The organism is Bradyrhizobium sp. 6(2017) (assembly GCF_011058295.2).
Taxonomy (GTDB): Bacteria; Pseudomonadota; Alphaproteobacteria; order Rhizobiales; family Xanthobacteraceae; genus Bradyrhizobium; species Bradyrhizobium septentrionale.
Genome location: NZ_CP049289.2, coordinates 7,456,235 through 7,467,130, shown reverse-complemented (window position 1 = coordinate 7,467,130; position 10,896 = coordinate 7,456,235). Strand labels below are relative to the sequence as shown.

Sequence of the window (10,896 nt, the reverse complement as noted above, 5' to 3'; positions counted from 1 at the left end):
CGCCTAAAATCCCACCCTAAAGTCCGATGGCGCAACCGTCGCCACGCGGATCGTGTGCGCCTTTGATCGTGCCATCGTCATGTATCACGATGGCTCCAGCCTGCCCGGCCAGCGGGCTAAGCGCGGGGATCGTCGCGAGACTGTGGCCGCGCCTGGCCAAATCATCGAGTGCGTCGCCGCTGACGCTGGCCTCGAGCTTGAGGCTGTCGCGCTGGTCCGAGAATGTCTTGCCAAGCAGGAAACGCGGGCGCGACAGCGCTTCCTGTGGATCGAGGCGATAGTCCAAGAGGCGCGTGAGCAGCACTGCCAGCGTTTGCGGCTGCCCGTCGGCTCCTTGCGTGCCGCAAAGAGCGTATGGCGTACCCTCCTTGAGGACCATGCTTGGATTAAGCGTATAGAACGGGCGCTTCCCGGCGCGAACAACGTTCGGGCTGCGCGGATCAAGGCTGAATGCGGCTCCCCGATTCTGCCAGAGAATGCCGGTATCCCCGACCACGATGCCGCTGCCCCAGTCGTAATAGGTGCTTTGCAGGACGCTGACGCTGTGCCCGAACCGGTCGGTGACCGCAAAGTAGACCGTGTCGCCGGTCTTGAACGGATGCGGCCAGTCGAGCGCGCGGTCCATCTTGATCGATTGCGCCTTGCGCTTGAGGTGGTCGGGAGCCAGCCATTGGTCAGGCGGTTGCGGGGTAAAATCCGGGTCCGCAATGCGGGGGCGGTCCAGGAACGCCTGCTTCACCGCTTCCACACACAGATGGTAGTAGTCTGCACTGCCTTCAGGAATTTTGCCGAGGTCGAATTCGCGCAAGACCCCCATGATGGCGAGGGTGGAAATGCCCTGTGTCGGCGGCGGTGGTGCGAGCAGCGTGAAGCCCCGGTAATCGAGGCTGACCGGTTGCTCGAGGGAGGATCGTGTCTTGCGAAGATCGTTCGCGGTCACCGGAGAGCCGACAGCTTCCAGTCCTTTGGCAATCCTTGCGGCAAGTTCTCCCTCGTAGAACTCCCGCGCGCCGTGCCGGGCAATCGCCTTGAGACTGTGCGCCAGGTTCGGCTGAGCAAAGCTCTCCCCCTCTTTGGGGCGCCGCTCATTCGGCATGAACGTCGCGCAGAAGTTGGGCCAGCGGTCCACCTCGGTCTTTCTGAAGTCCAGCCAATACAGCTGTGAAGCGGTGATCGGAAAGCCGTTTTCGGCGTAGCCGATCGCTGCATCCAGCAGCGACGGGAAGCTGAACTGCCCACCCCAATGCGCCCTCGAATAGGCGTGAGCCTGCTCCCAGCTGTCGACGGCACCCGCCGTGACGATCGTGGAGCCGGGACCGCGGAAGGGGATCGCATTCTGGAAGTTCGGCGGATGCTCCACCGCCTGGCCGAGCCCCATAAGGACATTCTTGCGCCCGCTGCGGTCGGCGATGATCCAGATGGCATCGCCGCCAATTCCGCAGAAGTGCGGGCAGGTGACCGTGATCACGGCTCCGACGGCGATCGCCGCCTCCATGGCGTTGCCGCCGTCACGGAGCACCTTGAGACCTGCTTCGGTGGCAAGCCCGTGCGGGCTCGTCACCATGCCATGGGTCGAGCGGGCTGTCAGCGATCCCGGTGCTGCCTCGGCAGCGCCGTCAGATCGAGCGGAGGTTTTATCGACATGGAGATTCATCGTGTTCTTTCGATTCACTCGCAAACAAGGAGCGGCCGGCACTTTCCGGATCGTGATGCGATTTCATAAAATCGCACCACGATCCCGGCCCCTTTTGCCTGAGCATGATTTCCGCACGTCACGCCTGTCGGGAGGGAACAACCTCAGGCAGGCGCTGATCTGCGGTTTCGGCATGATGGTGGTGAGCTCCGAAGTGCGCCGTCAGCCAGGCGTAGATCGGTCCCAGCAGATTCATCAGGAGCGAGGCCGCCAGTGCGGCGAGCGGATCGCCCGGTACCGGCCCAAATCCGCCGAACACGGTTGCGAAGTACGATGCGAAGCCGAAGAACATTCCCGGGACGAAGCTGAGGGCAGGAATGCGTCCCAGCAGCATCATTGCGCCGTTGAAGACGAACAGGATGACGCACTCGGCGAGGATCTGGGCAGTCCCCGTAAGGTGCTGCGCCGAGAACTTGAAGCAAACCACGATGATGTAGGCGAAAATGCCGCCGATGATCATGGTGGGCCAGAACTTCTTCAACAAGCCGATGGAAGGCCCGCCGGCCGCGAATGTGCCCGCCCAGGTGATGAAGATCGCCCACGGCGGGAAGTGGAACGAGGTCATGCTGATGAAGATCGTGGTGACGGCTAGAAGTGACGCGACAACTTCGGCTGGCAGCTTTGTCATGTGTGGTTTCCTCGCTTGGTGCTTTTGCTTGTTTGTTCGGCTTCCGCTACGCTCGCCCATCACGAATGGGCGTGGCCGCATTCCCTGCAGATTCGACTCTCGTGCCGGGTAACGACCGTCACGCGTCCGCGCTTGAGAACCCAGGAGCGCGGCGGAATGTCCAGCAACACATCCGCGAAGGCGAACGTGTCGAAGATCACGATGTCCGCCGGCTTGCCCACCGCCAGACCGTATTGATCGGACAGCCCCACCGCACGCGCAGCGTTGGAGGTGCCCATCCTGAGAACCTCGAGCTGATGTTCGGGCGTGCCAAACTGGATAAGATGGGCCAGCAGATTGCCGATCTGAAGCGGGTCGGCCTTCCCGAAAGGGGTGAAGGCGTTGCGGATATTGTTCGAGGAGTAGGCAACATTGACGCCGGCGGCGTGCAACGCGCGCACCGGTGCCAGGCCACGACGTGGCCGCGCGTCGTCCTTCCGGCCGCCGAGATAGGTGTCCGTGGCGGGCAGCGTGACGATGGTGATGTCCGCTTCCCGCAGCAGATCAATGACCGGCTTCGCCTGTTCGGACGTCAGAGCACCAAGGCTCGTCATGTGGCCCAGCGCGACCCTGCCTCGATAATTCGTATCGATGGTTTTTCGCGCGATGTATTCCGCCGCGGCGAAGCGCCTGTCGTCGGTGTCGTCGGCAAAGTCGGCGTGCATGTCGATGTCGAGATCGTGCTTCAAGGCCAGATCGAACACCTTGTCGACATGTTTGCACGTATCGTCCCAGCTCAGCTCGTTATAGGGACAGCCGCCGACCACGTCGGCGCCCATCGCTATGGCCTGCTCCATGAGATCGATCACGCCCGCGGTCTTCAGCAGGCCTTCCTGGGGAAAGGCAACGATTTGCAGATCGAGCAGATCCTTGTACTCGTCCTTCAGCTCCAGAGCGGTCTCGACTCCGATCAGTCCCTGGATCGGGTCGACATCCGGATGGGCGCGAACGAAGACCGTGCCGTTGCGGACCGCCATGTCCAGAACCTTGCGCGATCGCTCCAGCACATCGCTCCGCTCCTGCTTCGCCTTGAGGATTCCGGTGACCCGGATGGCTTCTTCCAGGGTTCCCGAACGAGCGGGCAGCCGTCGATGCACAAACGCCTTTTCGAGATGCAGGTGCGGTTCGATGAAGCCAGGCATGGCGACGCGGCCCTCCGCATCGATCTCCTCTTCACCCACCCTGTCGAGGCTTTCCTCAATCGCCGCAATTCGCCCTCCGCGAATTCCGATATCCATGAGGGGCTGCTCGTCGCTAAGCCGAACCTGGCGAACGACCATTTCCATCGATGATTCCTCCCTGGCTTCGTCGGAGTTTTGCTTTTTGTTTCCCCGACGCGTTGAGAAGCCTAGGGCAGAACCTGCCGCGGGATAATCGGTGGGTTCCTAGGAGGCGGCTAGGAATAATCCTAGAAATGCCGGCGTGAATTCCTTGCCGGGGCGTCCCCGGGGTTGCAGGAGTGCCGCGTAAAACCGGTCGGATGGAATGTCGGGCAGATCACTCGACGAGCTGATTTCGGAGCGCGTAGTGAACCAGGTCGACGACCGTCGCAGCCCCCATCTTTTCCATCAGGTTCGCCTTGTGGGTGCTCACGGTCTTGATGCTCAGATTGAGCCTGCGGGCGATGTCGGTGATCTTGCGTCCAAGAACCAGCATATCGAAGACTTCGCGTTCGCGTTTCGTCAATCGGATATGCGGGAATTCCGCCACCAGCGGGCGCCGGGCAGCTTCTCGCGTCGCCGCGCTGACAAACATCTCGTCGCGCGCAGCGGTCCTGATTGCCTGGATCAGCTGATGACTTGCGCTATTCTTGGTGACGTATCCCGCGGCGCCGGCCTTCAGCGATTCGATGACGTACTGATGCTCCTCATGCATGCTGAGGACGACGATGCGAATCCCTGGATGCTTGGCCTTGAGCAGCTGGAGCAGCGGAATCCCGCTGATTCCAGGCATGGAGAGATCGAGCAGCGCGATTTCGCACGGCGTCGTTTCCAGCAGCCCCAGCAGTTCCTCGCCGCTTCGCGCCTCGCCGACGATATCAATATCGGCCTGATCCGCGAGAATCTGCTTCAATCCCTCGCGGAAGATCGTGTGGTCGTCGGTGATGATGAGACGTGTCATCGCCCGGTCCGGACTTCCTCGGAAACGTGGAGCGGAATGCGCACCGACACGCGCGTTCCGCTATACGTAGCGCCGGAAACGTCGATCGATCCTCCGAGGGAGAAGGCGCGCTCACGCATGCCCACGAGGCCCAAGCCATCGCGCGGCAATATCACGTTGTCGATACCGCGGCCATCATCGACGATCTCGAGCTGTAGCTCGTCCGCGACGTGCCGTGCGCTGATGTCGACCTGCCTCGCATGTCCGTGGCGGAGCGCATTCGTGAGTGATTCCTGGACGATGCGGAACACGCCCGTGCTCACATCCTTGCTGTAGGCAATATCCTCCCGATCAAAGGACAGGGAGACGTCGAGCCCGCTCATCTCGGTGGAGTTCTGCGTCAGCCACTTGATCGCAGAGACGAGACCGAGTTCGTCCAGCATGATGGGCCTCAAGTCGGCCGCTATGCGTCGAAGGTCGGTCACCGAACGATCTGCGACAGAAACGAGTCGGTCGATATGGAGGCGCAGGACGTCTGGCGACGAGAACAGATGGTCCCGGATCCAGGTCAACTGGATCTTCATCGCCGTGAGTGTCTGACCCAGCTCGTCGTGAAGTTCCCTTGAGATTCTCGTGCGCTCCTCCTCCCGGACCGACTGAAGGTATGAGGACAGCTCGCGCAACTGCGACCTGGAGCGGCGAAGCTCGTGTTCTGCCGCCCTTCGCTCGGTGATATCGCGGGAGATGCCCACGGTCCCGACGATGCGCCCGGCATCATTGCGGATGGGGGCTTTGATGGTCTCGAACCAACGCAGTTCGCCGTTGTTGTCGGGACGGGATTCCTCGTACCGCCGGCGTCTGCCGCTCTTCAGGACGGCGAGATCGGTGCGCAGATAGACATTGGCGATCTCGGGCGGCCATACCTCCGATGGGGCTTTCCCGATCACCTCTTGTTCAGGCAGGCCGACGACTTTCAGATAGGCCGAGTTGACGGCAAGATAGCGCGACTTGCGATCCTTGAGCCATGCCATGTCAGGAATATTGTCGAGCAGCGCTCGTTGCCGCTCCTGTTGTCCATCGCCGGTCATCGTCGAACACTATCAACTTCGCGATACCTGCATAGTGGAAAATCGTCTGTAGTATGTGCGCGAGGCGCCGTCGCTTTCTTCGCAAATGCGAAACGGATGGAGGGATGTTCAATCACCGCTTGCCGCGGCGTGTGATCGCATCGTCGACGCTCCAGCCGGATGAACTCCAGCTTGGCGCGAGCGCCGGCGGGGATGTCGTCGCAGTCGCGCTTGTTGCGCACCGGCAGTATCACACGGGTCAGGCCGCGGCCGCGACCACCTTCTCCTTGATGCCGCCGACCGGTAGCACGAGGCCGGGGGCGCCGTCTTCGAGGCCAGGTCTCACGGACGGTCCGGAGAAGGCCGCCTGCGAAAATCAAGTAAGCGGCCCTGTCGCATCGCTGAAAAAATGTTGAGGCGTCTGATATCGGGAAGGCGCTAAGGCTGTCCTGCTCGCCCGGATCGCGTCGTGGACGACCCATCGCGCAGTTCAAAGCGAGTCAGAGACCGACAGCAGTTGGAGGCGTAACCATGTCACGTCACCACAAGATGCCGCCGATCCCGCCGGCCAACCGCAGCCCCAAGGGCACGGGTGGCGGAGTGGAGGTCAAGAAGGACACGTCATCCACCAAGGCGGTGGGCAACCCTGCAGAGCAGGGCGACACGGCCAACATCAAGCAGAACACGACGAACGCCGGGTATTTCAAGGGGCGTCGTGCGGGCTAGCTGGCGCGTATTCGAGCGAAGTGGACCTCGGTTCGCGTGAAGAAAGCGCGTCAAAACAAAAAGCTGGAGCTTCGGTTCTGATTCAATCAGAACCGGAAATGCTCTAGCCGGATGCTGCTCGCTTTCATTCCGCGGCGGCAGGCGTGGTCTTCGCGGCCTCCAGGGCCGCAGCGATCGCGTCGTCGACGCGCTCCAACCAGATGAACTCCAGCTTGGCGCGGGCGCCGGCGGGGATGTCGTCGTAGTCGCGCTTGTTGCGCGCCGGCAGCATCACCCGGGTCAGGCCCGCGGCTGCGGCCGCGACCACCTTCTCCTTGATGCCGCCGACCGGCAGCACGAGACCGCGCAGCGATATCTCGCCGGTCATCGCGGTGTCGCTGCGCACGGTGCGGTCGGTCAGGAGCGAGGTGAGGGCGGTGAACATCGCTACCCCCGCGCTCGGGCCGTCCTTCGGCGTAGCACCAGCGGGAACGTGGACGTGGATGTCGCTCTTCTCGAACACGCCGGGGTCGATGCCGAGCTGGGTGGCGCGGCTCTTCACCAGCGTCAGCGCGGCCTGCACGCTCTCGCGCATGACGTCGCCGAGCTGTCCGGTGATCATCAGCGCGCCGCGGCCCGGCGTTCGTGACGCCTCGATGAACAGGATGTCGCCGCCGACCGGGGTCCAGGCCAGCCCGGTGGCAACGCCGGGAATGCTGGTGCGCATCGCGATCTCGTTTTCGAACCGCGGCTGGCCGAGCAGCGACACGATGTCCTTTGGCGCGATGGTGACGTGGCTCGTGCTGCCTTCGGCGATCTGCACCGCGACGTTGCGCAACACCTTGCCGATCTCGCGCTCGAGGTTGCGAACGCCGGCCTCGCGGGTGTAGCTCTTGATGATCAGCCGCAGCGCGTCCGGATCGATCTCGACCTGCTCGGCCTTGATCCCATTGGCTTCGAGCTGGCGACGCACCAGATAGCGCTTGGCGATCTCGAGCTTCTCGTCCTCGGTGTAGCCGGGAAGGCTGATCAGCTCCATGCGGTCGAGCAGCGGGCCCGGGACGCCGTCGAGCATGTTGGCGGTGGCGATGAACACGACGCGCGAAAGGTCGAACGGCACGCCGAGATAATTGTCGCGGAAGGTGCCGTTCTGCTCGGGGTCGAGCACTTCGAGCATCGCGGCCGACGGATCGCCCTGGATGCCGCGGCCCATCTTGTCGATCTCATCCAGCATCATCACGCAATTGCGCGCGCCGGCCTTCTTGATCGCCTGGATGATGTTGCCGGGCAGTGCGCCGATATAGGTGCGGCGGTGGCCGCGGATCTCGGCCTCGTCATGCACGCCGCCGAGCGAGACGCGGACAAACGGCCGCGACATCGCGCGCGCGATCGATTGCCCAAGCGAGGTCTTGCCGACGCCGGGCGGTCCGAGGAAGCAGAGGATCGGCGCCTTGCCGCCGGGCGCGAGCTTGCGCACCGCGAGATATTCGATGATGCGGCTCTTGATCTTCTCCAGCCCGTAATGGTCCTGGTCGAGGATCTTGCGTGCCTCGGCAATGTCGATCGGCTTCTCCTCGGGCAGGCTCCAGGGCAGGTCGATCAGCCAGTCGAGATAGCTGCGCACCATGCCGGACTCGGCTGCCGCTTCCGGCATCCGCTCATAGCGGCGCAGCTCTTTCTGGGCCTGGCTTTCGGCTTCCGGCGGCATCTTGGCCTCGACGATCGCCTTGGTCAGCTCGGCCACCTCGGCGGCCTTGCCGTCGCCTTCGCCAAGTTGGCGCTGGATCGTCGCCATCTGCTCGCGCAGGATTGCCTCGCGCTGCCGCTCGTCGAACACCGCCTTGGTCTTCTGCCCGATCTCCTGGCTCAGCCTCAGCACCTCGATGCGCTCGGCGAGATGCCGCGACACCTTGTCCATCCGCGCCGCGAGATCGATGGTTTCCAGGATGTCCTGTTTCTCCGGCGGCTTGATGTCCATGTAGGAGGTTGCAAGGTCGGCGAGCGTCGCCGGCGAGGTCGCGCTCTGCAGCGCGGCGATCAATTCGGGCGGCGTCTGCGGCAAGAGTTGCGCGGCTTCCAGCGCCTGGCGCTGCAAATTGAGGAAGCGTGCCTCGATCTCGGGCGAGGTAGTGGTGGGCTCGGGGATCTGCAGCACGCGGGCCGCGAGGAACGGCGTGCCGGGCAGATAGTCGAGCACGCGCATGCGCTGCACGCCCTGGCAGACCAGATGATGGGTGTCGTCGGCGCCGGTGATGTAGCGCACGATGTTGGCGACGGTGCCAACACGGTACAGCCCGTCCGGGCCGGGATCGTCCGCCTCGGGGTCGCGCTGCAGCAGGATACCGATCTGGCGCTGCTCGCGCACCGCCTGCTGGGCCGCGGCGATGGATTTGGCGCGGTTGATCGAAATCGGGATGATGACGTCGGGAAACAGCACGGTGGTGCGCACCGCGATGATGACCAGCGCGTCGCTGGGGATCGGCGCCGATGCCGTGGTCGAGCCTGAAATGTCTGAAGCAGCCATGTCGAAATCCTCAGCTCGATTTGCCAAGCCGCAGGCCGACGCAGCCATGCGCGGCAAAGCGGCTGATGGTGTAGCGGCCGGTCGGCAGCGCGATCCGGCGCTCGAACCGGCCCTGCGGCAGCTCGAGGCGCAGGATGCGGGCGTCGCGGAGCTCTGCGGGCAGGATGCGGCGGCCTGAGATCACCAGCGTGCCGCCGTCGAGCGCGGCCTCGACCTCATCGGGGTCGACCCCCGGCAGCGCGACCAGGATGAGGATCTCCTCGTCCGTCTCGATCACGTCCATCGGCGGTTCCCAGCTCGGCTCGCTGCCCGCCTGCGGGCGCAGGTTCAGGAAACTCTGGTGCAACCGTTCGGCCCGGGCGAGCGCCTCGATCGCGTCGGTCAGCATCCAGTTGATCGGATCCTTGGGGCCCATGGGCAGTCTCCACGTCGCATTGGGAGCCAAGGTTACCGGTCTTGCCGCCGACCGTAAACCGGCCCCTCGCGTCGCCGTTCGGGGAGGTAAAATTGTCCGAAATCTCGCGATTTGCGGCACGTGTGCGATGCGCCGCTGCACTCTGCCCGGACCAGGATGGCTCGATGTTAGGATCGCTGCCTACAGCCAGCCGGAACGCCGGAATCGCCAGAACAGCCCGCCGCATGCGACCAGCATCAGGCCCATCACGACGAAATAGCTGTACTCCCATTGCAGCTCCGGAATGTACTTGAAATTCATGCCGTAGATGCCGGCGACGGCGGTCGGCACGGCAACAATCGCAAGCCATGAGGCGAGCTTCTTGGAGATCGCCGTTTCCTGCGCCTGACCGACTAGCAGGCTTGCTTCAAACGCAAAGGCGAGCACTTCGCGCAGGGCATCGATCCGTTCCTGGATGGTGCGGACGTGATCCGTGACATCCCGGAACAGCGGGCGCATGGTCTCGCGCACCATTGGCAGGTCGTCGCGCTCCAGTCTGCGGCAGACCTCCACCAGCGGCCCGACCGCGTTGCGCAGACGCAGCAGGTCACGTCGCAGCAGATAGAGCCGCTCGATCTGCGCCCGCGTCATCGCGCTCGCAAGCACCTCCGCCTCCATCGCCTCGACCTCCTCCTGGATCGTCTCGAGCACCGGTGAGTAGTTGTCGACGATGAAATCGAGGATCGCATAGAGAATGTAGTCCTCGCCGCGGGCGAGCGCGCGCGGGCAACTCTCGCAACGCTCGCGGACCGGCGTGTAGGACGTCGAGGCGCCGTGGCGCACCGAGACGATGTATCCCTCGCCGACGAACAGATGCGTCTCGCCGAAGGCGATGCTCTCGCCGTCGAGCTGCGCGGTGCGTGCCACGATGAACAGCGCGTCGCCGTATTGCTCGATCTTCGGCCGCTGATGTGCATGGTTCGCATCCTCGATCGCGAGGTCGTGCAGCTGGAACTGCCGCTGCAGGCTTCTGAGCAGCGTGATGTCCGGCTCGTGCAGGCCGATCCACACCACATGGTCCGGCTTGCTGCGCCAGTTCGCGGCTTCGTCGATCGCGATGTTGGCGATGCGTCGTCCTTCGACGTAGACGCCTGCCGCGATCACGCCATCGGAATTGACGGGCCCGGCGGTTGCGTCGGTTGGCGATACGAGGTCCATGGTCTCCACCCTCGGTTATCGAACCCGCTTGACGCTATTCGTTGCCAAAAGGCTAGCACTGTATGGGCGCCGGTCAACACGCCGAGACGTTGCGTCCCGGCTTGTGGGGCGGCATGGGGTGCATCCCATTGCGGATTGGCTGGTCTTTATACGGCTCCTATGCCGCATCGCGGCGGGTCCTCTCGAATTCCTACGGTGTTGTCGGCATCTTTTGTCCTGACGCGGTGCGCTCGCGCGCCGCCAACAGGAAGGTGGGACATGACCTTGCTTCAATTGCACGATGTCCGGCCGCGCGGTTCGGCCGGTGCCATCCGCCCCGTACTGAAGCGGACGATCCGGCGGATCGTCCTTGGCTTCAGGGCGATCCACCGCTCGATCGCCGCCGCGAAGATCCATCGTCTGCGCAACGAGCTCTTGCTGCATCGCGGCCATGAGGACTGGGCGCGGATGAACCTGAACACGCGCGGCGGCGATGCCGAGAAATATCCGCGCCCGCCGGTCGTGCTCGGCGAGAAGTGGGACTATTGA

10 protein-coding genes and 1 pseudogene are annotated in these 10,896 nt (G+C 63.5%); 2 read left to right on the top strand and 9 right to left on the bottom strand.

What is annotated here, in order from left to right:
- Window positions 1-16: 16 nt before the first annotated feature.
- The 6 genes and pseudogenes from G6P99_RS35495 to G6P99_RS47760 all read right to left on the bottom strand — a co-directional run.
- Window positions 17-1,564, bottom strand: a complete 1,548-nt coding sequence (locus G6P99_RS35495; RefSeq protein ID WP_029079097.1) for a gamma-glutamyltransferase family protein — start codon at window positions 1,562-1,564, stop codon at window positions 17-19.
- A 208-nt stretch (window positions 1,565-1,772) separates the two neighbouring features.
- On the bottom strand, window positions 1,773-2,321 hold the full coding sequence (locus G6P99_RS35490) for a DUF1097 domain-containing protein (RefSeq protein WP_029079096.1): 549 nt from the start codon (window positions 2,319-2,321) through the stop codon (window positions 1,773-1,775).
- A 59-nt stretch (window positions 2,322-2,380) separates the two neighbouring features.
- Window positions 2,381-3,646 carry an amidohydrolase family protein gene (locus G6P99_RS35485; protein ID WP_035976338.1) on the bottom strand — a complete coding sequence of 422 codons (1,266 nt, stop codon included), beginning with the start codon at window positions 3,644-3,646 and terminating at the stop codon, window positions 2,381-2,383.
- A gap of 211 nt (window positions 3,647-3,857) precedes the next feature.
- Window positions 3,858-4,433, bottom strand: a complete 576-nt coding sequence (locus G6P99_RS35480) for a response regulator (protein WP_245284552.1) — start codon at window positions 4,431-4,433, stop codon at window positions 3,858-3,860.
- A gap of 44 nt (window positions 4,434-4,477) precedes the next feature.
- A complete protein-coding gene (locus G6P99_RS35475) occupies window positions 4,478-5,548 on the bottom strand; it encodes a PAS domain-containing sensor histidine kinase (RefSeq protein WP_029079094.1) in 1,071 nt (356 codons plus the stop codon).
- A gap of 146 nt (window positions 5,549-5,694) precedes the next feature.
- Window positions 5,695-5,843 (bottom strand): annotated as a pseudogene (locus G6P99_RS47760) (S16 family serine protease); the annotation flags it as partial.
- 215 nt (window positions 5,844-6,058) lie between these two features.
- Here G6P99_RS47760 and G6P99_RS35470 point away from each other — a divergent pair.
- The gene (locus G6P99_RS35470; protein ID WP_035976334.1) at window positions 6,059-6,253 is read left to right on the top strand and encodes a hypothetical protein; all 195 of its coding nucleotides are present in this window, start codon (window positions 6,059-6,061) and stop codon (window positions 6,251-6,253) included.
- 124 nt (window positions 6,254-6,377) lie between these two features.
- Here the strand turns inward: G6P99_RS35470 and lon are convergent, their stop codons facing one another.
- From lon to corA, 3 genes are all read right to left on the bottom strand, one after another.
- Window positions 6,378-8,756 (bottom strand): endopeptidase La, encoded by a 2,379-nt coding sequence (lon, locus tag G6P99_RS35465; protein ID WP_029079093.1) that lies wholly within the window; start codon window positions 8,754-8,756, stop codon window positions 6,378-6,380.
- Between the two features lie 10 nt (window positions 8,757-8,766).
- Complete coding sequence (locus G6P99_RS35460) at window positions 8,767-9,171, bottom strand: Hsp20/alpha crystallin family protein (protein WP_029079092.1); 405 nt, start codon at window positions 9,169-9,171, stop codon at window positions 8,767-8,769.
- A 180-nt stretch (window positions 9,172-9,351) separates the two neighbouring features.
- On the bottom strand, window positions 9,352-10,368 hold the full coding sequence (corA, locus tag G6P99_RS35455; protein ID WP_029079091.1) for a magnesium/cobalt transporter CorA: 1,017 nt from the start codon (window positions 10,366-10,368) through the stop codon (window positions 9,352-9,354).
- A gap of 258 nt (window positions 10,369-10,626) precedes the next feature.
- On the opposite strand from corA, the gene G6P99_RS35450 reads away from it, so the two are divergent.
- Window positions 10,627-10,896 (top strand): hypothetical protein, encoded by a 270-nt coding sequence (locus G6P99_RS35450; protein WP_029079090.1) that lies wholly within the window; start codon window positions 10,627-10,629, stop codon window positions 10,894-10,896.

Excerpts from the sequence above, each read along its gene's own strand:
- G6P99_RS35460 (WP_029079092.1), bottom strand. The coding sequence starts at position 9,171 with ATGGGCCCCAAGGATCCGATCAACTGGATGCTGACCGACGCGATCGAG.
- G6P99_RS35495 (WP_029079097.1), bottom strand. The coding sequence starts at position 1,564 with ATGGTGACGAGCCCGCACGGGCTTGCCACCGAAGCAGGTCTCAAGGTG.
- lon (WP_029079093.1), bottom strand. The coding sequence starts at position 8,756 with ATGGCTGCTTCAGACATTTCAGGCTCGACCACGGCATCGGCGCCGATC.
- G6P99_RS35470 (WP_035976334.1), top strand. The coding sequence starts at position 6,059 with ATGTCACGTCACCACAAGATGCCGCCGATCCCGCCGGCCAACCGCAGC.
- G6P99_RS35490 (WP_029079096.1), bottom strand. The coding sequence starts at position 2,321 with ATGACAAAGCTGCCAGCCGAAGTTGTCGCGTCACTTCTAGCCGTCACC.
- corA (WP_029079091.1), bottom strand. The coding sequence starts at position 10,368 with ATGGACCTCGTATCGCCAACCGACGCAACCGCCGGGCCCGTCAATTCC.
- G6P99_RS35475 (WP_029079094.1), bottom strand. The coding sequence starts at position 5,548 with ATGACCGGCGATGGACAACAGGAGCGGCAACGAGCGCTGCTCGACAAT.
- G6P99_RS35485 (WP_035976338.1), bottom strand. The coding sequence starts at position 3,646 with ATGGAAATGGTCGTTCGCCAGGTTCGGCTTAGCGACGAGCAGCCCCTC.
- G6P99_RS35450 (WP_029079090.1), top strand. The coding sequence starts at position 10,627 with ATGACCTTGCTTCAATTGCACGATGTCCGGCCGCGCGGTTCGGCCGGT.